At 54.6% G+C, this 22,927-nt stretch carries 17 protein-coding genes and 2 pseudogenes; 5 read left to right on the forward strand and 14 right to left on the reverse strand.

Going from position 1 to position 22,927, the window contains the following annotated elements:
* Positions 1 to 63 precede the first annotated feature (63 nt).
* A complete protein-coding gene (locus tag AC27IT_RS13470) occupies positions 64 to 987 on the forward strand; it encodes a sensor domain-containing diguanylate cyclase (RefSeq protein ID WP_005836474.1) in 924 nt (307 codons plus the stop codon).
* Between the two features lie 96 nt (positions 988 to 1,083).
* Here the strand turns inward: AC27IT_RS13470 and AC27IT_RS13475 are convergent, their stop codons facing one another.
* From AC27IT_RS13475 to AC27IT_RS13505, 7 genes are all read right to left on the reverse strand, one after another.
* Entirely contained in the window at positions 1,084 to 1,944 is an 861-nt protein-coding gene (locus AC27IT_RS13475) for an MraY family glycosyltransferase (protein WP_237716585.1), read from the reverse strand.
* A gap of 201 nt (positions 1,945 to 2,145) precedes the next feature.
* On the reverse strand, positions 2,146 to 3,693 hold the full coding sequence (pruA, locus tag AC27IT_RS13480; RefSeq protein WP_005836481.1) for an L-glutamate gamma-semialdehyde dehydrogenase: 1,548 nt from the start codon (positions 3,691 to 3,693) through the stop codon (positions 2,146 to 2,148).
* A 249-nt stretch (positions 3,694 to 3,942) separates the two neighbouring features.
* Complete coding sequence (locus tag AC27IT_RS13485) at positions 3,943 to 5,010, reverse strand: CamS family sex pheromone protein (protein ID WP_005836483.1); 1,068 nt, start codon at positions 5,008 to 5,010, stop codon at positions 3,943 to 3,945.
* Positions 5,011 to 5,041: 31 nt separating this feature from the next.
* Entirely contained in the window at positions 5,042 to 5,896 is an 855-nt protein-coding gene (locus AC27IT_RS13490; protein ID WP_005836485.1) for a WD40/YVTN/BNR-like repeat-containing protein, read from the reverse strand.
* Between the two features lie 94 nt (positions 5,897 to 5,990).
* Positions 5,991 to 7,997 carry an NAD-dependent DNA ligase LigA gene (gene ligA, locus AC27IT_RS13495; RefSeq protein ID WP_025847312.1) on the reverse strand — a complete coding sequence of 669 codons (2,007 nt, stop codon included), beginning with the start codon at positions 7,995 to 7,997 and terminating at the stop codon, positions 5,991 to 5,993.
* A gap of 33 nt (positions 7,998 to 8,030) precedes the next feature.
* The gene (gene pcrA, locus AC27IT_RS13500) at positions 8,031 to 10,376 is read right to left on the reverse strand and encodes a DNA helicase PcrA (RefSeq protein ID WP_487091833.1); all 2,346 of its coding nucleotides are present in this window, start codon (positions 10,374 to 10,376) and stop codon (positions 8,031 to 8,033) included.
* 101 nt (positions 10,377 to 10,477) lie between these two features.
* Entirely contained in the window at positions 10,478 to 11,278 is an 801-nt protein-coding gene (locus tag AC27IT_RS13505; RefSeq protein ID WP_487091834.1) for a VanW family protein, read from the reverse strand.
* 191 nt (positions 11,279 to 11,469) lie between these two features.
* On the opposite strand from AC27IT_RS13505, the gene AC27IT_RS13510 reads away from it, so the two are divergent.
* Positions 11,470 to 12,540: a DUF418 domain-containing protein gene (locus AC27IT_RS13510; protein WP_221843230.1), complete on the forward strand. Its 1,071-nt coding sequence runs from the start codon at positions 11,470 to 11,472 to the stop codon at positions 12,538 to 12,540.
* 423 nt (positions 12,541 to 12,963) lie between these two features.
* On the opposite strand, the gene AC27IT_RS13515 is transcribed toward AC27IT_RS13510, so the two are convergent.
* The 4 genes from AC27IT_RS13515 to AC27IT_RS13530 all read right to left on the reverse strand — a co-directional run bounded on the left by AC27IT_RS13515 (position 12,964) and on the right by AC27IT_RS13530 (position 17,237).
* Complete coding sequence (locus AC27IT_RS13515; protein ID WP_221843224.1) at positions 12,964 to 14,781, reverse strand: APC family permease; 1,818 nt, start codon at positions 14,779 to 14,781, stop codon at positions 12,964 to 12,966.
* A gap of 271 nt (positions 14,782 to 15,052) precedes the next feature.
* Entirely contained in the window at positions 15,053 to 15,745 is a 693-nt protein-coding gene (gene pcrB / locus AC27IT_RS13520) for a heptaprenylglyceryl phosphate synthase (protein WP_005833465.1), read from the reverse strand.
* Positions 15,746 to 15,762: 17 nt separating this feature from the next.
* The gene (locus tag AC27IT_RS13525) at positions 15,763 to 16,053 is read right to left on the reverse strand and encodes a YerC/YecD family TrpR-related protein (protein WP_005833464.1); all 291 of its coding nucleotides are present in this window, start codon (positions 16,051 to 16,053) and stop codon (positions 15,763 to 15,765) included.
* Between the two features lie 119 nt (positions 16,054 to 16,172).
* Positions 16,173 to 17,237: a DUF3048 domain-containing protein gene (locus AC27IT_RS13530; protein ID WP_025847306.1), complete on the reverse strand. Its 1,065-nt coding sequence runs from the start codon at positions 17,235 to 17,237 to the stop codon at positions 16,173 to 16,175.
* A 173-nt stretch (positions 17,238 to 17,410) separates the two neighbouring features.
* On the opposite strand from AC27IT_RS13530, the gene AC27IT_RS13535 reads away from it, so the two are divergent.
* Together AC27IT_RS13535 and AC27IT_RS13540 are read left to right on the forward strand one after the other, a co-directional pair.
* Positions 17,411 to 18,112, forward strand: a complete 702-nt coding sequence (locus AC27IT_RS13535) for a response regulator transcription factor (protein WP_005833461.1) — start codon at positions 17,411 to 17,413, stop codon at positions 18,110 to 18,112.
* Entirely contained in the window at positions 18,109 to 19,512 is a 1,404-nt protein-coding gene (locus AC27IT_RS13540) for a sensor histidine kinase (RefSeq protein WP_005833460.1), read from the forward strand. The genes AC27IT_RS13535 and AC27IT_RS13540 overlap by 4 nt, the downstream gene beginning before the upstream one ends.
* A 79-nt stretch (positions 19,513 to 19,591) precedes the next feature.
* Here AC27IT_RS13540 and AC27IT_RS13545 read toward each other — a convergent pair whose 3' ends face one another.
* On the reverse strand, positions 19,592 to 20,374 hold the full coding sequence (locus tag AC27IT_RS13545; RefSeq protein WP_221843222.1) for a GNAT family N-acetyltransferase: 783 nt from the start codon (positions 20,372 to 20,374) through the stop codon (positions 19,592 to 19,594).
* 102 nt (positions 20,375 to 20,476) lie between these two features.
* Between AC27IT_RS13545 and AC27IT_RS13550 the strand changes: the two genes are divergently transcribed.
* Complete coding sequence (locus tag AC27IT_RS13550; RefSeq protein WP_005833458.1) at positions 20,477 to 21,976, forward strand: IMP dehydrogenase; 1,500 nt, start codon at positions 20,477 to 20,479, stop codon at positions 21,974 to 21,976.
* 69 nt (positions 21,977 to 22,045) lie between these two features.
* Here AC27IT_RS13550 and AC27IT_RS13555 read toward each other — a convergent pair.
* Positions 22,046 to 22,684 (reverse strand): annotated as a pseudogene (locus AC27IT_RS13555) (aldo/keto reductase); the annotation flags it as partial.
* 154 nt (positions 22,685 to 22,838) lie between these two features.
* Positions 22,839 to 22,927: pseudogene (locus tag AC27IT_RS13560) on the reverse strand (RNA-guided endonuclease TnpB family protein); the annotation flags it as partial.

Raw genomic sequence — 22,927 nt, forward strand, 5'->3', positions numbered from 1 at the left:
TTTCTTGCCCGGACTTGCTATACTATAATAATGGGACAAGCCTACAATCAGGAGACTACAGATATGGCGAAGCTTGATATCACAACTCTCATCAGTCAGCACGGCGACATCTTGACCAGCTTATTTCATCACATGTCGGATATGTTTTTCCTTATGGCTGTGGAAAAAAACGCCGACGGGGCCTACCAGTTCCGGTATGTCCTGATGAATCCTGCCGCTATGAAAGGAGCAGGTCTTACTGAGGACACTTACGGAAAGCTGATTGAGGAAGTGTATCCGCCGGAAAAAGCAGACCTGCTCAACAGCATGTACAGACAGACGGTCGAAGACGCAAGCCCCACTCACTTCACGACAAACGGCAACATGATCGGAGAGTCGATCCTCTCTCCCGTCTTCAACTGTGAAGGGGTTTGCACCCATGTTTTTTCCGTGACCCGGGACATTACCGAGCGCAAAAAGCTGGAAAGGCAGCTCGAATACATGGCCTACCACGATGTGCTCACAGGCTTGCCAAACAGACGCCTGCTTTACGCCAATCTCCAGCAAGCTTTGGAAAAGGCTAAAGCGTCCGGCGAAATGGTCGCGGCCCTCTATCTCGATTGCGACCATTTCAAGCAAATAAACGATACTTGGGGCCATGACGCCGGCGACGTTTTTTTGCAAATGCTCGCCCAGCGCCTCCAGGCTTGTGTCCGCGAACAGGATACGGTCGCGCGTCTGGGGGGAGACGAGTTCGTCGTCATTCTCACTGGCATCCAGAACGAGCGTCAGGCGGAAAAAGTCGCGACCCGGATTTTGCATTCGCTGCAGCAACCGTGGAGCTTTCAGGGCCAGACTTTTTCATTTACGTCCAGCATCGGCATCGCGCTTTACCCTGTTTCCGCAAGCGAGGCGGACCAGTTGTTGAGCAATGCGGACAAGGCTCTGTACAAAGCGAAAGCGACGGGACGCAACCAGTTCTTTTTCTTCGATCCCGCTCAAAACTGAGCCGTTCGCCGTTTTATGGATAGATTTCGGCTGCGCCAACTCATTTGGCGGCCGCTCTTTTGTCAATGGCTTCACCACGTTAAGGCAATAACGATCTCACCCGTATAAAAACAGGAACACAGACAGGACGGAAAACAGCAAGCTCACCAAGTACAGGACGACGACTGTCTGCTTGGCCGACAGCCCGAACGACATCAGCCGATGGTGAACGTGCCTGCGATCTGCCTGATACATGGGTGATCCGGCCAACAGCCGACTAATCATCACCTGTATCGTGTCCACGACGGGCAAGCCCAGCGCCAGCACCGTCACGACCAACGAAATGAGCGTCGCCCCTTTCATTGTGCCCTCTAACGAGATTACCCCGAGCGCAAACCCCAGAAACATCGACCCGGCATCCCCCATGAAAATTTTTGCGGGATAAAAATTAAAGCGCAAAAACGCAAGCGCAGCACCTGCCAGCGCCACCGCAAGCAGAGCGGTCACCTCCTGGCCCCGGGCCATGGACAGAAAAAACAAGGTGATCGCGGAAAACGATGTCGCCCCAGCCGCCAGCCCGTCCACTCCATCCAAAAAATTCACCATGTTGATAAGTCCGACAATCCACAGCACCGTCGCCAGCAACGAAACGAGCAACGGAAACGATACGTACGCGCCTTCCTCCGCCCCGAGCCACGTCAAGCTGATGCCGCGAAACCGGATATCCAAAAGAAAAGCGAGAACGGCCACCGCCAGTTGCACCAGCAGCTTTGGGAATGCCGGAAAATCTTTTTGCCGGGCTTTGAAGGTGTCGTCCACCCAGCCGATCGCCACCAGCAGCAAACCGCCGACTGCCAAAACTGCCACCGTTTTTTGCGCCCCTGCAAAAAAAGTTGTCACCAACAGCAGCCCGACAAACATCGCCAGCCCGCCGGACAAAGGCATCGGTCTGCTGTGTCCTTTTCTTCCTCTGGGCATGTCCAGCAGCTTCGTTTTCCAGGCCAGACGGTACGCTAACGGCATCAGCAAGTAGACGAGAAAAAACGTCGAGAGTCCTGAAGCAATGTAAGTAAACAGCTACCCTCACCTGCCCGCACATCATTTTCTTACCCATTAGTGTGGACAAAAGGAGCGCAAAAAAGCCGCCCCCGTTTGGAGGCAGCTTTGTCGTGTGTTTTCTTACATTTTTTCGGAAACCATTTTTGCTTGAGTGAACAGGAGCAGGTAGTCTGGTCCGCCCGCTTTGGAGTCCGTACCGGACATGTTGAAGCCGCCGAACGGATGCACGCCAACCAGTGCGCCTGTGCACTTGCGGTTGAAGTACAGGTTGCCCACGTGGAACTCTTCGCGAGCGCGCTCCAGGTGTGCACGGTTGCGGCTGATAACAGCGCCAGTCAAGCCGTACTCAGTGTTGTTTGCGATTTCCAGTGCATGGTCAAAATCGTTGGCTTTGCAGAACGCTACGACTGGGCCAAAGATTTCTTCCTGCATGATGCGAGCTTGCGGATCTACGTCAGCAAATACGGTTGGCTTGATGAAGTAGCCGGTTTCTGGGCCTTTTTCGCCACCTGCAACCAGTTTGCCTTCTGTTTTACCGATCTCGATGTATTCGAGGATTTTGTTGTAAGCTTTTTCATCGACAACCGGACCTGTGTAGAACTCGTTGGATCTTACGTCGCCTACAGTCAGTTGGTTGGTCAGCTCGACTACGCGGCCCAGCACTTGATCGTACACGTCTTGGTGAACGATCGCACGGGAGCAAGCGGAACATTTTTGACCTGAGAAGCCGAATGCGGAAGCAACGATGGATTGTGCAGCCAACTCGATGTCGCAATCGCTGTCAACCACGATGGAGTCTTTCCCGCCCATTTCTGCTACCAGGCGCTTCATCCATTTTTGGCCTGGGCGATGTTTCGCAGCCAGCTCGTTGATGCGCAGACCTACGTCACGGGAGCCTGTGAAGCTGATGAAGCGAGTCAGCGTATGTTCTACGAGGAAGTCGCCGATTTCGCTGCCGGAACCTGGCACGAAGTTTACTACGCCTGCTGGTACGCCAGCGTCTTCGAGAATTTCCATGAATTTCGCTGCGATTACTGGTGTAGTGGAAGCAGGCTTCAGCACAACGGTGTTACCCGCTACGAGAGCTGCTGTTGTCATACCGACCATGATTGCCAGAGGGAAGTTCCATGGCGGGATTACTACGCCTACGCCGAGCGGGATGTAGTACAGCTCGTTGTCTTCATCCGGAATGCGCGGCAGGTCATGGCGCTGGGACAGCTTATCCATTTGACGGCCGTAGTATTCCATGAAGTCGATTGCTTCTGCTGTGTCAGCGTCCGCTTCTGGCCAGCTTTTTCCTGCTTCTTTTACGAGCCAAGCGGAAAATTCATGCTTGCGGCGGCGCAGAATCGCTGCTGCTTTATAGAGATAACGGGAGCGCGCCTGTGCAGGTACCTTTTTCCATGTTTCGAAAGTGCTCGCTGCTGTCTGGATTGCTTTTTCAGCCAGCGCCTGGTCTGCTTGGGAAACGACGCCCACTACTTGTTCTTTGTTGGAAGGGTTGATGGAGCGGGATTTTTTCTCGGTTGTAATGCGCTCTCCACCAATGATGAGAGGGTACTCGCGGCCAAGCTCGCTTTCTACTTTGGCGAGTGCTTCTTCAAATGCCTTTTTATTTTCCGGCAGGCTAAAATTGGTAAACGCCTCGTTTTTGAATTCAACTTGCATTCGGTGACGCCTCCTTATCGATTTCTTCCTGAGATCACTCATAAAACATATGCAAGGATCATACCAACTAATACTGAGTTGCTCGACCACGATAGTGTTTGCATTTTTCGCGAAAAACAACAGCCAAGTTCAAAAAACGAAATCTGACACTTATGTTTATAAACTGCTCAATGATATACACTTTTGTTCATTCACTGCACAAAAAGCCCGATTCACACCTTGGCTGGTGCAAATCGGGCTTCTGTCCGTTTATTGACGATAAAGATGCATGTACGGTTCGCCGGATGTCGGGCGAATATAAATCGCCAGCGGTTTGTTCATCGACTGGACGTACAGGTTGACGTGAACACTTTTGTCGAACAGTTGGTTGATGCTTCCGGCGGCATACTGGGTAAACTGCAGAACCTCTGTCCGCGAGTCGTACTCCGCTGTTGCCGTGATCGTCAGCTCGGTCAGCCTGCCATCCATAAAGCGTCCCACGCCTGTCATGCCGACGTACTCCCCGAAGTAAGCCTGCGCTTGCCGCATCAGCTTGTCGTACTGCAACGACTGCTGGGCGTATTTTTTCTCGACGTCCGCGCTCGGGAAGAGGAAAAACTCCTCGTCGATCGGCTGCCACTTCGAAACGGCCGAATCGTTGGCCGCCACTGTGCCGGACATGATGAAATGGCCCGGCACGAGCGAAGAATTTGCCTCTGGGACCTGATACAGCAAAATCAGCATCGGCACGTTCGGCGTGCTCACCCGCAACGTCGAAACGATGGTGGCGGCAAGTTGCTGGCCTTTTGCTTGCAACTCCTGCCGGGTGTAGACCATTTCCTTGCCCGTTGCATCCTGATAGTTCGGCGAAACAGACAAGCCCAGCACCATCCCGGCGAGCTGTTTGTCTTTTTTGTTCAGGTAGTCATGCTCCAGTACGTGCACCAGAATGCCGTTTTTCTGCTGCCCGTTCGTTCCGCTCGCCTTTTCCTGGGCAATCCATTGGGCTACCTGTTCTTTTTTCACCACTTGACCTTCCTGGAAATAATACTCGGAGGTCGGGAACGTATCGCGGGCAAACTCCATCAAGCCCAGCTCCAGGTGGCTGAAATCAATCCGGTATCTCGTGCTGCTGAGCATGCCGCGCGTCAAATTCGGCTTGTACGGCGTGATGCTGCCGTAGTAATCCTCGGACACTTCCACTACTTCAGACAAGGATGGCGCGGTAGGCTCGGGCGCTTGATCCTTGCCCCCTGGCAGCAACGAGCAGCCAGCGGTTGCAATCGCGAGCACAATCGCGGCTGCGTACCTGCATCCTGTCAAAAACTTCGCTTTCATACGCTACTCCTTTTGTCTTGAAAAAATGGGACTAATTCCATTTGGTCCAGCGATTGTCGCTGAGCTTGTAGATCAGCGCCGATTCGCCGATTCCCACCCATTTTGTATCGCCGTCGCCCGAGGCGATGACGATCAGCTTTTCCGGTGAGCGCGCATCGAGCAAACGCCACTCTCCCTCAATTTTTTCATAGACGCCTTTTTCAGTTGCGACAGCGAGAACGCCAGTACGCCTGTTGACGGAGAGAGAATAGATTTGTTCTGCTTCCGGAATCTCCTCTGTCTTCCACTGCCCCTCTTCATTATAGAGCAAGCTGAATTGTGCCGCTACATAGAGACGGTTCTCGTTCGGGTCAAAATCCATGGCATATACTTCCTGGTCCATCGGCTGCCAGAGAGTCCACGACCCTCCCTTGTCTGTCGACTGGTAGATGCCTTCGCCCGACACGAAGGCGAACAAGCGAACCTTTTCCCCCTGGCGCGTACCTGCAAAGCTGCGAATCTGGGCAGGCTCAGGCAATCCGTTGCTCGCCGGGGTCCAGTTTTTCCCGCCGTCTGCAGAGCGTCGCACCCCTTCGCTTCCACCGACATAAATGTGCGCGGTATCTTCCGGGTCCACAAACCAGCCGACGGTGTCAAACTGCTCCAACTGCGTCGACAACAGCCCCCACAAGCCTCCGCCAGTGGAGCTGTACAGTCCCGCATGCGTGCCCACCCATACATGTGCAGCATCCGGCGTCATCGCCAGCGTATGAATCGTCTCTCCCTTTTCCAAAACGTCCTGATAGGTCAAGTCACCTTGCAGAGCAGCCGCCATAACCGAAGAGGGAGCTGGCTTCTCCTGTACGTCGCCGCCATCGCTGCAACCGCCCAAGAGCAGCACTGCCATTGCTCCTATTCCCCATCGCTTAAAGCTACCCATGCTCTTCACGTCCCTTCCCTTGCTCATCCGTCTGTCGCCGCTGTTTTCTCTTTCGGCGCTGTTATTTGAGAATCTCCAAAAATCCGGCTTCGTCCATGACAGCTACGCCCAGTTTTTCGGCCTTTTCCAGCTTGGAGCCGGCTTTTTCTCCCGCAATGACCAGATCGGTCTTTTTGCTGACGCTGCTCGTCACCTTGCCGCCCAGGCGGACAATCGCTTCCTCTGCCTCCTGGCGGGACATTTGCGTCAGCGTCCCCGTGAGTACAATCGTCTTGCCGGAAAACGGCAAATCTGCCCCCGCTTCGACGCGAACGCCTTTGTACTCCATGTTCACACCGGCCGCCTTCAGCCGCTCGATGACGGCCTGTGCCTGCGGCTGGGCGAAGTAGTTGATGAGACTCGCTGCCATTTTCGGCCCGATCTCGTTAATTTGCGTCAGCTCTTCCTCGGAAGCTTGCATGATCGCGTCCATATGGCCAAAATGCTCCGCCAGCACACGCGCTGCCTTGGCTCCGACCAGGCGAATGCCAAGGCCGAACAGCACGCGCTCCAGCGAGTTTTCCTTGCTCGCTTCAATCGCTGCCAGCAGGTTGTCTACAGACTTCTCGCCCATGCGCTCCATGCCGAGCAACACATCGCGCTGCTGGTGCAGGTAGTACAGGTCTGCCACGCTGTGAATGATGCCGTCGCGGTACAGTTGCGCCACCACTTTTTCACCCAGTCCGTCGATGTTCATCGCTGTGCGGGACACAAAGTGAATCATGCCTTCGCGAATCAGCGCCGGACACATCGGATTGATGCAGCGCAGGGCGACTTCTTCCTCCAGCCGCACCAGCTCGCTGCCGCACTCCGGACAATGCGTCGGCATGGCAAACGGCGTCTCGTTCCCGGTGCGGCGCTCCGGCAGTACCGCAATGATCTCGGGAATGATGTCGCCCGCTTTTTTCACGACGACGTGGTCGCCAATCAGCAAGCCTTTTTCCCGGATAATGTCTTCGTTGTGCAAGGAAGCGCGCTTGACCGTCGTTCCCGCCAGGCTGACCGGCTTCAAGAGGGCCGTTGGCGTCACGCTCCCGGTTCGTCCTACCGACACCTCAATGCCTTCGAGAATCGTGATCGCTTCCTCCGCAGGAAACTTGTAGGCGATTGCCCAGCGCGGGCTTTTGGCTGTATAGCCCAGCTCTTCCTGCTGCGCGTAGCTGTCTACCTTGATGACCATGCCGTCGATTTCGTAAGGCAGGCTCGGGCGTTTTTGCGTCCAGCTTTCGATAAAAGCGAGCAGCTCCCCGACGTCCTCGAAGACGCGGCGCTCCTTATTCACCTTGAACCCGAGCGATTCGAGCAGGTCCAGCCCCTCGCTGTGGGACTCGACAGTCTCGCCGTGCAGCTCGCCGATGCCGTAGATGAAGATGTCGAGCTGACGGGAGGCGGCAATTTTCGGATCGAGCTGGCGCAGCGAGCCTGCCGCCGAGTTGCGCGGATTGGCGAACAGCGCTTCCCCGCGTTCTTCCCGCTCCCGATTCAGCTTTTCAAAGGCGGCCTTTGGCATGTACGCCTCGCCGCGCACTTCCAAAGTCAGCGGCTTGGTCAGCCTGAGCGGAATCGAGCGGATCGTCTTCAAGTTTTGCGTAATGTCCTCGCCTGTCGTGCCATCTCCACGCGTCGCACCGCGGACGAACATCCCGTTTTCATAGTGGAGGGAAACGGCCAGCCCATCGATTTTCAGCTCCGCCACGTAGCGCACGGCCTGGCTGCCCACTGCCTGGCGGACGCGGCGGTCAAAATCTCTGATGTCCGCTTCGCCAAAGGCGTTGCCAAGGCTGAGCATCGGCGTCTTGTGCACGACCTTTTCAAAGAATGGCAAAGGTTCCCCCCCAACGCGCTGAGTAGGAGAATCCGGGGAAGCCAGCTCTGGAAACTGGGTTTCCAGCTCGATAAGCTCCCGCATCAATTGATCGTATTCCTGGTCGGTAATCTCAGGCCGATCTTCTTCGTAGTAAAGACGATTATGCCGCTCAATTCGTTTCGCCAATTCCTTGATTTTTGTTTCCGCCGTCAATCGATCCATCTCGTTCATCCTTTACTTTAGCGATAGTTCTGCTTATGTCCGCTGTATCGGTGCGAATTTCGCGAGCAGCTTCTTGATGCCTGTCGGGCTTGGAAACGCGATATCAAGCTCCATGTCGTCTCCCGTGCCTTTGACCTTGACGACAGTGCCTGTGCCCCACTTGCCATGCTGCACCTTGTCCCCGACTTTCCAATCCACTCCGGCTCCCTGGCCGTGTCCGGGTAGCTTGTCGCCAGCCTGCATGCCTGGGCGGGAAAACGTTGCCTGAGAGCCTCCGGCAAAGCGCTGCGCCATGCCCGGCTTTGTCGCGCCGAAGCCACCGCCGCCTGCTTGCGAAGTCGTGGAGCCAAACGCTCTCGCCCCCGGATCGCGCTGGCCGAATGCTCCGCCGCGACTGCCGCCAAAGCTCCGCTCCGCAGCAGCAGGGTTTCCTTCCAACAGCTCTGGCGGGATTTCCTGCAAAAAGCGCGATGGCACGCTCACATTCGTCCGGCCGAACAGCGTCCGCATCCGTGCGCACGTCATGTACAGCCGCTCCTCTGCCCGGGTAATGCCTACATACGCGAGGCGGCGCTCCTCCTCCATCTCGGCATCGTCAAACAACGAACGGCTGTGCGGGAACACGCCTTCCTCCAGGCCGACGAGGAACACGACAGGAAACTCCAAACCTTTGGCGCTGTGCAGCGTCATCAGGACAACCTGCCCATTTTCCGCTACCTCTTCTTTTTCCCCGTCTTCTCCGAGCGAGTCGATGTCCGCGACCAGTGCCAGATCGGTCAAAAACGCGAGCAAGCTCTTGTCTTCGTTTTTGCGCTCAAACTCCTGCGTCACAGACAGAAACTCCTCGATGTTCTCCAGTCTGGCCTGCGCTTCGATCGTTTTATCCTCTTTGAGCGATTCGCGGTAGCCGGAGCGCTTCAGCACTTCCTCTACCAACTCGGTCACGCTCAAGTAGTCGGTCATCTGCATCAGGTTGGTAATCAGGTCGTTAAACGACAAAATCGCATTCGTCGTGCGCGACGGCAGCCCCATGTAGGCGGCCTCCTGAATCGCCTGATACAGCGACTGGCCGTTTGCATTGGCGTACGCTTGCAGCTTTTCAACCGTCGTGTCCCCGATATTGCGCTTGGGCACGTTGATGATGCGCTGCAGGCTGATGTCGTCGTCCGGGTTGGAAATGAGGCGCAGGTAAGCCAGGATGTCCTTGATCTCTTTGCGGTCGTAGAACTTCGTTCCGCCGACGATCGTGTACGGAATGTTCGACTTGATGAACACATCCTCCACCACACGGGACTGGGCGTTTGTCCGGTACAGGACGGCAAACTTGTCGTAGCGCTTGTACTGCGGCAGTTGCTTGCGGATCGTATCGACGATGAAGTACGCCTCGTCGTGCTCGGAGTCGCCCTGAAAACACATGATTTTGTCGCCGCCCGGATTTTCCGTCCACAGCTTCTTTTCCTTGCGCAGCTTGTTGTTGGCGATCACCTCGTTGGCTGCCTGCAAAATCGTTTTTGTCGAGCGGTAGTTTTGCTCCAGCTTGATGAGCTTCGCTTCCGGATAGTCTTTTTCAAAGTTGAGGATGATGGAAATATCCGCGCCCCGCCATTTGTAAATACTTTGGTCGGCGTCCCCCACGCAGCATACGTTGCGGTATTTGTCCGCGAGCATGGAGATCAACAGGTACTGGGCCCGGTTCGTATCCTGGTACTCGTCCACGTGAATGTAGCGGAATTTTTTCTGGTAAAACTCGAGCACTTCCGGCACTTCTTTGAACAGGCGAACAGTCGTCATAATCAAGTCGTCGAAGTCCAGCGACTGGTTGCTTTTCAGCTTTTTCTGGTACGCCTCGTACACCTTCGCGGCGACCTGCGCAAACGGATCTCCGGCAAGTCTGGCGAAAGTGTCCGGGTCTGTCAGTTCGTTTTTCGCTCCGCTGATGGCAGCCAAAATCGAGCGCGGCTCATACTGCTTGGGATCAATGTTTAGCTCCTTCAGGCATTGCTTGACGACCGACAACTGATCGCCCGCGTCGAGAATCGTAAAGCTGCGGCTGATGCCGAGTCGGTCAATGTCTCTGCGCAAAATTCGCACACACAGGGAGTGAAACGTCGACAGCCACGTATCCTGCGCCGCCGCGCCGCCAATGATCGCCGCCACGCGGTTTTGCATCTCCCGCGCCGCCTTGTTGGTGAAGGTGATGGCGAGAATGCTCCACGGCGCCACCTGTTTCACGCTGATGAGGTACGCGATGCGCTGCGTCAGCACTTTGGTCTTGCCGCTGCCCGCACCGGCCAAAATCAGGACAGGGCCTTCTGTAGTCAGTACGGCTTCCCGCTGCTGCGGGTTCAAGCCTGCTGTAATTCGTTCTGCTAAAACCATATGTATAAGTCCACCTTTCCACGTTCCCTAGACGAGTGCATATGTTCCTATTTTCGCACAGATCGCACTTGAGTTCCAGTTCGTAAACGGGCGAGGAAAGATCATCCTTTTGGCAAAAGCGGCTCGTACATCATATAGGCGCGATTCTCCGTCAGCCACTCCTGTTCCAGCCAGGTCCCGTCCTGCGCATACACATTGCGGTAAAGCTGATTGCTCCGTTCGTAGCCGCCCCAGATCGACGGGGTGATGGCGTGTTCTTTTTCGATAATCTCATACGTTCGTGTCGGGGGCATGTCGGAGCGCCACTCTCCGACCAGATGCGTGTCGGTCAGGTAGACGTGAAGCTGGAACGTTTGCTTCGTCCGGTTTTCGATCTGCAAGTCGAGGTAGTTGTAAAAACAGGTCGCACCGCTTCCGAACGGCTGCGTCCGGTTGGCGTCGGGAAAAACGTCGTAGCTGTGGCGGTGGCGCTCGGTGACCGTCAAGGGCGTATGCAGCGTCATCCAGTACAGCAAATTCGAGAGCTGACACAACCCGCCGCCGATTCCGCCTGTGACGCGCCCGTGCGAGAGCAGCATCCCCTCCACGTAGCCTTTTCCTTTTGTCGGCTTGCCAATCAGCTTCCAATAGGAAAAGGTTTCACCCGGCCGCAGCATTACTTTGTCCAGGCGAGCTGTCGCCAGTCGCAAATTGATGACTTTGTTGTGCTGCATCCACATCTCGACGTTTTGCAACCGCCGCAGCAATATCGTCTGGTGGGAAAAATGCACATGCGAAAGCAGCTCGCTTTTTTTCTCGCGGGCGAATCTCGTTCGTCCCACCAGCCACTGAATCCGTCTTTTCCCGCGGTAATAGACGATGCCTGCCGCGAGCCTCCACCTTCCCCGCGCAATCGGCTTCATCCTCGCGCCTCCTCTTTTTTCCTGATTTATAACATGTAGACGACGCGTCAGGCCCGTTAGTTGCGAAAAAGGCTCCTTCCGATTTTGTAAGGGCGTCGTAAGCCAATTCTCTTTCCTCGCCCCTCCCTGTGCGGTAGGATGAAGAGGTGTCTGTTTTTGTTTGGACATTCATCTATGGAAAAAAGGAAGTGATCGGCTTGTCAGCCTTTGCTCCCATCGGGAACCAACGGATCAACACATTGGACACCGTGCGCGGGTTCGCCCTGCTCGGCATCGTCCTGGTCAACATATTGCCGCTTCTCTCCGTGCAGACACCTGCTCCCGGCAGCGTTGACGCCTGGCTGTTCCAGTTTTTCAACTTTGCCGTGGAATCGCGCTTTTTCGTGATTTTCTCGTTTTTGTTTGGCGTCGGCTTCCATCTGTTTGTCAGCCGGGCAAAAGAAAAAGGCGCAAACAGCACCGCCCTGTTCATTCGCCGATTGATTGCGCTTCTGGCCTTCGGCTTCGTGCACAAAATGTTTCATCCGGGAGAAGCGTTGTTCATTTACGCCATCTTCGGCTTTATGCTGATGCCTTTTTACCGCCTGCGCGCTAAAACAAATCTGGCAATCGGTCTTATTCTCTCCATCCTGGTTTGCGCCACAGGCGTGAAGCCGTTTCTCGTGCTGCCGCTGTTCATTCTCGGCCTGTCCGTCGGGCAATTCGGGGTTTTTCAGGACATTCCCCGCTTCCTGCCCGCGATCAAAAAGGTGCAAGGAATCGCCTTCGCGCTCACGCTGCTCGGCTTGTACGCCCAGTATCAATTCCTGCCATCCGATCCGTTCATGTCGGCCCAGACGATCGTTGTGGACGATATCTCGGAGCAACAACTGCTGGAGCTTACGTATTACACGATCGCCCTGACCTCGACAGGCTTTGTCATGTCGGCGTTTTACACAACGACGCTGATCCGGCTGTTGGAGCACCGCAGCGTGCAAAAGGCGCTGGCGCCGCTGACCAGCTACGGGCGGATGGCGCTGACGAACTACGTGGGACAGACGGTGCTGATTTTGGCTGGCGGCTATTTGTTTGGCTGGTACGGCACGCTCAGCTACTGGCAGTCCACGCTCATTTGTCTCGGCATTTACGCGCTGCAAATGGCGTGCAGCATGCTGTGGCTGTCGGTCTTTCGCATGGGGCCGCTGGAATGGGTGTGGCGCGTATGCACGTATATGCGGGTGACGCCTCTTTTGCGGGACAGCAAGGAGCGGGGGCGCGCATGATGCTTGCTAGGGCTTGCATTTAACAGTATTGACCCTTCTGGCCCTTCCTCTTCGAAGTGAATTTGGAAAAAATGAGCAATCCGTTCTTTTGATGGATTGCTCGTTTCACCTATACCCGATATCCTACTTATTGAGGTGAAGATGATGACTATTTTGGAAGTCTTCTACATGCCTGTAATAGTGGCTCTTCTGTTAGCTGCTGCGTTTAATTTAAGGAGCATAGCCAAACAAAACGACAAAATCATAAAGTTGCTAGAGGAATTAAAAAAATAAAGATAGCAGCCTAAAAACCGCCAGAATGTACAAATTCGGCGGTTTCTTTTCGACAATCGAATCAAGCTTTTCGTTGGAGGTTTCACGCTGATCGCGACTGCCATTCTAGTGCGGAAGGTGTTTGGACAACTGCAACAAAAATGCAACGCCTCACTTCTTCAACCGATACGGCACCGTAGCGATTTTCACATCCTGCCTGGCAAATAAATACGCCCGAATCAGCAAACTCGTCTGGTTATGCAGCAGGTTATGCCACCAGCGCTTTGTAATAAACTGTGGAATCATGACCGTAACATGGTCGGTTTCGGCCTTTTTCCATTCCACCGTGTCAATAAACTTAAACAACGGCCTGATGATACTACGGTAGTGCGAACGCAAAACAATCAAGCGCACTCCCGGATTCCACTGCGCCCATTTTTCCTCCATTTTTTTCATGTCCTCATCACTGAATCCTACATAGACAGCCACGATGTCGTCCGTCAATGATTGCGCATAACTGATCGTGTTTTTTACCACCTGCGATATGCCCGCCACCGGGATCACAATGACACTGCCTTTTGGCTCCGGCTTATCGGTTTCAACATCCAGCCGCAGCTCATCGGCCAAATCTCTGTAGTGCCTGTTAATTTTGCGGAAGATAAAAATGACGATGGGCAGGAAAATAAAAATCGACCACACCTGCGTGAACTTGGTAAGCAAGAAGATCAGGCAAATCGTCAAGGTCGTGAGCATGCCCAACGTATTAATCAGAAAAGGCGTGAGCCAGCCTGGCGGTTTTTTCGTGATCCATCGCTTCATCATCCCTGCCTGTGACAGCGTAAACGGGATAAACACACCAAGCGCGTATAACGGGATCAGATTTTCTGTTTCTCCTTGAAACGCAATAATTAAGATTCCTGAAAGAATCGCCAAAAAAATGATTCCGTTCGAAAACCCCAGACGATCTCCCCGGACCATAAACATGTTGGGCATGAATCTGTCCTTCGACAGCATAAAGGCAAGCAAAGGAAAGGCCGCAAAAGCCGTATTGGCTGCAAGGAACAAAATAAGCGCTGTAACAGCCTGAATGAAGTAGTACACGATTCCGCGCCCAAAAACCGTTGAAGCGATTTGCGACACTACTGTTTCCTTTGGACTCGGCGCAATCCCGTACGCGTAAGCCAGCAGGCTGATTCCCATGAACATAATGCCAAGGATCAATCCCATGGTGATAAGCGTCAAAGCTGCGTTTTTCGGTGCTGGCTCCCTGAAATTCGGAATGGCGTTGGAGACAGCTTCTACCCCTGTCAATGCCGAGCAGCCTGAACTAAAAGCCCGCAAAAGCAGGAATAACGTAATGCCTGGAACAACTGCGCCGTATTCGGGAGATGGCGTGTGAACGTTCCCGGCTATCCATTGATACACGCCGCCAATGATTAAGGCGAGAATGGCTACGACAAAAAAATACACGGGGTACATTAAAATCGTAGCCGACTCCGTGATGCCCCGTAAATTCAAGAGCGTGACAATGAAAATCATCAGAAGGGCAACCAGCACGCGATGTTCATGCAGAGCCGGAAATGCCGATGTAATCGCGTCTGTGGAAGCGGACGTACTCACCGCCACAGTCAAAATGTAATCCACGAGCAAGGAACCGCCTGCAACCAGCCCTGTCGTGGTTCCCAAATTGTCCTTTGCCACAATGTATGCTCCGCCGCCTGTCGTATAAGCGAATATCGTTTGGCGGTAGGACAAAATCAGGATAGTTAACAGGCCGACAACGGCAATCGAGATCGGGATGGAATACCATAGCGCTGCAGCGCCCACCGTTATTAATACGAGAAGAATCTGCTCGGTTCCGTAAGCTACGGAAGATAGCGCATCAGATGAAAGGACCGCTAACGCTTTTACTTTGCTTAATTTTTCTGCTGCAAGCTCGTTTGTTTTCATCGGTCTTCCGATCAGGAAGCGCTTGAAATCGGATATCATCTATATTCTGCCCCTTACCAGATTTTCGGTTAGTTTCCCCGCCGTTTCCAAAATTAAACGAACCGGTCCACCTGCTGCTAATCATGCACGGCTGCTCATTTTTTCTTATGTCAGAATACCCGAACCTTGCTCGCTTCCAGCTAAACAAGGCAACAAAAAAGCAGCCTGCACGATCTGTCACGCGGCTGCGCCCCAACCCATTTTCTTCCAAAATATATGCTTTCGCAAAAAAAGAGAGCCTTCCATCATTCTGGCTCTCGTCTTCTGTCTGCTATTGTTCACCCTTCACGGCAGCCACTGTCGCCAAAGCTGCTTGCAGGTCGTCATAAATCACGTTGCCCACGACTACCGTGTCGGCAATCGCCGCCATTTCCGCCGCTTGCTGCGGAGTGCGAATGCCGCCCCCGTAAAAGACGTGGGCTTCGTCGGCCCCTGCCTTGCACGCCTTGACGATAGCAGGATCGCCGTAGGTGCCGCTGTACTCCAAATAGACGACAGGCAAACGGCAGATTTTGGTCGCGACTTGCGCGTATGCCTTCGCTTCTGCGGCGTCTGCGATCGGCCGCGCGCGCGTCAGCTCGGCCACTCCTGCTGCGGGATTGGCGATGAGATACCCTTCCGTAATGATCTCGTCCCAGTGAATATAGGCGCCATATGCTTTCAGCCCGGTGACGTGCGGCGTAAACGTCCAGTCAGGATCACCCGCATTCAGCACGAGCGGGATCAAATACGAATCAAATCCGGGCACAACCGCATCGAGCGAAGAAATCTCCAGCACAGCCGGAACCGCGTAGCGGCGGATGCGGGACATCAGATCGAGCGTGTTGTCGAATGTCACGCCGTACGTGCCGCCGACAATAATCGCATCGGTACCGGACTCGCAAATCAGTTCCAGCGCCTCGTCGTCGATCGTTTTGTCCGGGTCCAGTTTAAACGTATGGCGCCAACTGCGATAGTCAATCAACGTTGCCTGCCTCCTAGCTATTTTCCAATGCGCTCCAGCGCCATCTGATATCCGTCGTTGCCGTAGTTCAGGCAGCGTTTGACGCGGGAGATGGTGGCTGTGCTGGCCCCGGTCTCCGCTTCGATCTGGTTGTAGGTAAAGCCTTTGCGAAGCATGCGCGCTACTTCCAGCCGCTGCGCCAGCGACTGCATTTCGTTTACCGTGCACAAATCGTCAAAAAATTGATAGCACTCTTCCATTGTTTCCAGAGACAGAATCGCTTCAAAAAGCTGTTCAATCCCTTTCCCCTTCAGTTTTTCCAGTTGCATGTTCGTCACCCCGATTATGGTCTCCGTCTTCCGGACGGTTTCTCGCTGTACAATTTTTAAGCACTAAAGCCTTACAATTAATCTTAGAAGAAACCGCCTTCATCCGCAAGCCCCAATCCCTACTGGAACTTCAACGATTGCGACAGATCCGGGGTAGTCGGGAGGATTTCCACCCATGTATTTCCCGGCAAAAGCGGCGCCTCCTGCGTCAGCGCAACGTCCTCGTAGGCACGAATGACGCCGTTGCTGCGCTTCCACTTGATTTTGCGGGCTTTGCCCTGCTGGAACAAATAACCGTCTCCCGGGCCGACTACATCGACCTGTCTGCGGCCCTCGCTGTCGAGGACGCGGTGCTTGGCCGAGATGACCAGCAAATTCGTCGTCGAAAGCTGCTTGTTGTCGCTCAGATCGACATGCGGCTTGCCAGCCGTGAAGCGCATGTATTTCTTTTGTTCGGCATCGTATGTAAAGGCAGCCTTGTTCAACGAGTGAAACGTCAAATCCACCTGTGTCGCCGGCTCGCCTTCCTTGATCTTTGCATCTGCGGGCAGGAACGTGAAGTGAGGCACTTCAGCGGTTGGGCGCATGCCTTTGTCCTCCATCGCCTGCTGGATCAGCTCTGGCTTGGTGTAGAGGTTGTGCGGCATTTTGCGGAAGTTCTCCCTCCAGAAGTAGCGGCCGTTCGGGATTTCGTCCAGATGGCTGTAGTCGGACCGCGCCAGCGTTTCCAGCGCTTCCTGGCTGCCGCCTGCATGGACGAGCACAGCGTCAAAGCCGATGCCGAGCTGAATGAAATACGGGCGAATGCTGCGAACAGGCCCGATGACGTCCGGCTGCTGGCTTTGGTAAATCGTCAAAAAGCGAGTCATCTCGCCCTCGGCCAGCACTTCGTAGATAATGTCCGCCTTGTTCAGCCCTGTCTGCGGCCGCGCTGGCGGCGCGTTGTTAATCATGACCATGATCGGGCGCTTGCTGTCCAGTCGTTCCTGACTGCCGAGTCCTGTCAACGGGGCAGTGTACGGGTATTGGATCGGTTGGTTCGCCTCCGGCGGCGTTTGCACGGTAGGAGCGGTCGGCTGCTCTGGAGCCGGAGTAGGCTGCGTATCCACCGGCTGCGTGGCGCAAGCCGTAACAAATAGCAGCAAGGATAGTAGCATGAGTGACGTTTTCGTCTGTCGTTTCATGAAATCGCTCCTTTCCATCTGTCGGTGCCGTTTTTTCCCTACTTCTTTTTCGTGAGACTGGATGGGATTCCTGCTTCCACACGTTTTCCACGATTCTCTTACGCGCCTCCCACACATCTCGTTTTTGGCTATGCTACAATAATGGAAAACAGATGCAAAGCGAGGGCAAAACCATGAACACCCCCTACCTTGTCTATCTGGTGGACGATGAAACCAACCTGCTAGAATTGCTGCAATCGTACTTGCAAAGCGCCGGATTGCAGGTCAAGGCATTTTCCAGCGGCACCGAGGTGCTGCCGCTGCTTGATGAAGAAACTCAGCCCCATTTGTGGATATTGGACATCATGATGCCGGATATCGACGGCTACGAGCTGCTCCGGCTCATCCGCCAAAAATCGAACGTCCCGATCATTTTCATTTCGGCCCGCGACCAGGACGTGGATAAAATCATCGGTCTGGAGTTGGGCAGCGACGACTATCTCGCCAAGCCGTTTTTGCCTCGCGAGCTGGTCATTCGCGCGAAAAAGCTTTTGCAGCGCACCTATGAAAAGCCAGGTGTTGCCGTCGTGTCGCCGCAGACTTTCCAGGATTGGGTAACGGTCGGTCCTTATATGATCTCAGAAAAAGGACGGCAAGTAAAAGAAGGCGACGAACTGATTGATTTGACGACCAAAGAGTTCGAGCTGATCGTCTACCTTTTGCACAACCAGGGACTGGCGCTGAATCGCGAGCAAATCCTGACCTCGATCTGGGGCGAGGATTACATCGGCTCCGACCGTGCCGTCGATGACCTGGTCAAGCGAATCCGCAAAAAAATGCCCAAGTTTCCACTCGAAACGGTCTATGGCTTCGGCTACCGGATGACGCGCGTATGAGCAAATTTCGGCTGAAAAACTTGCCGCTCTCCCGGCAAATTCTCATTTTGTTCATGCTGTTGACGAGTGTACTGGGCATTGGACTTGGCATCGGCTATCCGCTGGCCGTCAAACAATACCTCGTCTCCAACACGTACGCGCTGCTGGAGGACGAGTTTTACACGTTGTCCGAGCATATTTCCTTCAATGAACACAACGAGCTTTTGCCCGTTCCGGCTGCGGCTCCTTACTTTTTGCAATTGCTGCTTTCCCGCTACGAATACTCGTTTGACATGATCGTCTACGCCGAAAACGGACGAGAGCTAGGCAGCCGCAGCAGCAGCGGGCGGATTCCGTATGAGGAAGCGCGGGAATTGTTCCTCAAGGCTGCCGCGCACCCGAACGGCCAACTGCAACACGGCACGTTGAGTCGCGGCGACGAAAACTACCTGTTCGTCAGCAAGCGCATGGACTATCACGGCTTTCCGTACTACATGGTGCTGTTCTCCAAGGAAAAAGAGCTGAATCAGATCAACGCGATCCTCACCCGGCAGTTTTTGCTGATTTTCAGCCTGCTTTTGCTCGTTAGCTGGCTGCTCGCTGTCTGGTTCAGCGGATATTTGAGCAGGCCGCTGCGCAGTCTGGACGAGCTGTGCAAAAAGATCGCCCGCCGCCAGTTCGACATTCCGCTCGTGATGGATCGCGGCGACGAGATCGGCCAGCTCGCCCGCTCATTTGATACGATGAAAAACCAGTTGAAGGAATACGACGAATCACAGCGCCATTTTGTGCAAAACATTTCCCATGAGCTGAAAACGCCGATCATGGCGATTCAGGGCTATACCCAAGGCTTGATCGAGGGCGTCTTCCAGGGACCGCAAGCGGAAAAAGGGCTGGCGATCATCATGGAAGAGAGCAAACGGCTGGAAAAGGTCGTCGGCCAGTTGTTGTATTTGACCAAAATCGAATCCGTCTCCCAAATAATGCAGGTAGGGCGCGTCGACCTGTCGGAGATGATGCATTTGCTGCGGCAACGGCTCTCCGTGCTCAATCCGCAAGTAGAGTGGCAAGTGAACGTGCCCCCCGACTTGATCGTGGAAGGCGACGGCGAGCAGCTCAGCACCGCTTTTGTCAACATCATGGAAAACCAACTGCGCTATGCCAAAAGCCGGCTGACCATCACCGGCCGACAGCTTGGGCAAAACGTAGTCGTGAGCATCTCCAACGACGGTCCGCCTATCGAGGAGGCGCTGCTGCCGAACTTGTTCCAGCGCTTCCGCAAAGGCAAATCCGGCAAGCACGGCCTTGGACTGGCGATTGCCCGCGCCGTCTTCGAAGCCCACAAAGGCACGATTGATGCCCGCAATGACGCGGACGGGCCTTGCTTCACCATGACGATTCCCGTCTCGTTCAAAGGCTGACAGAGCCAGTAGCAAAAAGAGCGATTCGCCCGATGCAACCAACCATCGAGGCCAAATCGCTCTTTTTTTGCGCGCTTGCCTATAAAGCAAATTCGACAAAAGCATAGCTAGACACTGTCTCGTAGCCGAGCTTTTCATAGACCCGAATCGCTTGCGGATTGTCGGCAAACACCATCAAATAGACGTTTGGCGACTTTTCCAGGCCCAGTCGGCTGACGTCGGACGTAATCTGCGTCCCCAGCCCTTTTTGCCGATGCTTTTCGCTCGTTCCGATGTTCCCGATCTCCACAAACGCCTCTTCGTACACGTGAAAGCCTGCCAAGGCCATCGGCTCGTCCTGCTCGGAAAAAAGCGCGATGTGCGGCATCTCGACCACTTCCTCGGCGCGAAAGCTAATCATGCCGATTCTTTGCGCCAGCTCCACGGCGACCTCGGCCTCAGCCGATGCGAGCAGGCGAGATTCCCCCGGCGCAAGCAACTTCTCCGGCCGGACCAGCTTCATCAGTTGCATTTCCCTTTGCGACAGCGTCCCTGGAATCGTCACCCGCTTGAGGCAAGCGTGAGGCACAGCGAACACCCCTGTCTGCCCGGCAGCCAGATCGACAGCAGGATGCTCGCGAAAATAATTCAGCATCTCCGTCACCTCGTAGTCTCTTTCAGCGGCAAAAAGCTGCAAGGAAAACGCATGGAACGGCATCCCCTGCAAATACGAGCCAACCGCCCGCAGCTCTCCCTCCTCCACATCTGCCGCAAATAAGCTCCGCTCCGCCCGCAACGCCACATTGCCGTACAATATGTACGACTGCTCCAGCGAAATGGGCGCGAGCGAACGAACTTGTTCACGATTCATCGGCAAAATCACGGCAAAAACACCCCTTCTTTCGATTCCCTATTGACGTTCTTACGCTTGGCGGTTACCATGATAAAAATTTCTCTAATAAAGATCATACAGGAGGAGAGACTTGTGGCTTTTTATTACACAGAACCATCTCGGACGTTTAACGAGTTTTTGCTGCTTCCGAACCTGACCACAAAAGAATGCACCCCAAACAATGTGGACTTATCCACTCCGATTACCAAGTTTAAAAAAGGCGAAAAACCAGCGATCAAACTCAACATACCGTTCTCATCCGCAGTCATGCAAGCAGTTTCCGACCATCATATGGCGGTCGCATTGGCTAGATGTGGCGGTATTTCCTTTATTTTTGGCTCCCAGTCGATCGAGAGCCAGGCGACCATGGTTCGCAAAGCGAAAAACCACAAGGCAGGCTTCGTCGTGAGCCGCTCCAACCTGACGCCAAGCCACACATTGAAAGATATTTTGGAACTGAAAGAACAGACAGGCCACTCCACAGTAGCGGTGACCGAAGACGGCTCCGCCAAAGGCAAGCTGCTCGGAATCGTTACCGGACGCGACTACCGCATCAGCCGCGACTCGCTGGACAAGCCTGTGAGCGATATCATGACGCCGTTCTCCTCCCTGATCTACGGCAAATCCGGCATCACGCTCTCCGAAGCAAACGACCTGATCTGGGAGCACAAGCTCAACTGCCTCCCGATCGTGGACGACAACCAAAATCTCGACTTCCTCGTTTTCCGCAAGGACTACGACTCCCGCAAAAACAACCCGCTGTCGCTTTTGGACGCCAATAAAAGCTATATCGTAGGAGCGGGCATCAATACGAAAGACTATCAGGAGCGCGTTCCTGCCCTGGTGGAAGCAGGCGTCGACATCCTCGTGATCGACTCCTCCGACGGCTTCTCCGAATGGCAGCGCGACACGGTTCAGTTTGTCAAACAAAACTTCAACGTGCCGATCGGCGCTGGTAACGTCGTCGACAAGGAAGGCTTCCGCTACCTCGTAGAAGCGGGCGCAGACTTCGTAAAAGTCGGCATCGGCGGCGGCTCCATCTGCATCACCCGCGAGCAAAAAGGGATCGGACGCGGCCAGGCTTCCGCTGTAATCGAAGTGGCGGCAGCGCGCGACGAATACTTCAAGGAAACCGGCATTTACGTACCGATTTGCTCCGACGGCGGCATCGTGCACGACTACCATGTGACGCTCGCGCTGGCAATGGGCGCAGACTTCGTCATGCTGGGCCGTTACTTCGCCCGTTTCGACGAAAGCCCGACCAAAAAAGTGAAGATCGGCAACAACTTCGTGAAAGAATATTGGGGAGAAGGCTCCAACCGCGCGCGCAACTGGCAGCGCTACGACACAGGGGGCAAAAGCAGCCTCGTCTTTGAAGAAGGCGTGGACTCCTACGTGCCATACGCGGGTAGCCTGCGCGAAAACTTGGACCGCACGCTGAGCAAAATCAAGTCGACCATGTGCAACTGCGGCTCCCTGTCCATCTCCGAGCTGCAGCAAAAAGCGCGCATCACGCTGATCTCCGCTACCAGCCTCGTCGAAGGCGGAGCGCACGACGTCATCCTCAAAGAAAGCACCATGGCAGCCGAATAATAAATATCCAGGCAGGAAAAAAACGACGCGTAAGCTGTTCTCGCGTCGTTTTTTTCTATTTCAGACAAGCTACGACAGGCGGTACACCGCAAACGGCTCCCCGTGACGGTACGGGTCGCTCAGGCGGTCCAGCTTTTCCATCGTCGCCGCATCGAGCGCAAGCGAAGCGCTCTGCAAGTTATCCGTGAGCTGGTCAACGCGAGTCGCCCCCACGATCACGGTCGAGACAGCAGGCTTGTGCATCAGCCAGGCGAGCGACAGCACGCTCGGAGAAACGCCCAGCTCGGCTGCTGCCGCACTTACTTGCTGCCCGAACGCCAAGTTTCCCGCACTCAGCTTCTGGACGAAGCGCGGCTCTTTATCGGCGCGAGAGCCTGCCGGAGCTTTGTCTGCGCTCGTATATTTTCCGGTCAAAATGCCTCCCGCCAGTGGGAAGTACGGGATGATGCCCACGCCCTGATCGAGACACATCGGCACCAGCTCGCGCTCCGGCGTGCGATCCGCGAGCGAATAGCTGACTTGCGTCGAGACGTAGCGGTTCAAGCCTTCCTTTTCGCTGATCCCGATCGCCTTCATCAGCTCCCACGCCGCGTAGTTCGACGCCCCGATATAGCGCACTTTGCCGGAGCGCACCATGTCATCCAGGGCGCGTAGCGTCTCTTCCAGCGGCGTCTCCGGGTCGAAGGTGTGAATCTGGTACAAGTCCACTTGAGACTCCCACGGCTAAAGCCGCAAGCCTTCCACCTTGCGGTGTACGGGTGGGATTCTTGAATGACTAAGCGTTCGCAGTCCATTTCTGTTTTGAACAGCCTTCAAGATGAGGGCATCTCATTGCCCCTCCTAAGACAGTGCATATAGCATCTTAGGCTGATTGACTGTTACCATCAATCACAGGTGCATATCGAATGTTCATAGCACCGACTAAATCACGATGTTTTTCGAATCCACATT

The sequence above is a fragment of the Brevibacillus sp. YAE8 genome (assembly GCF_057543335.1).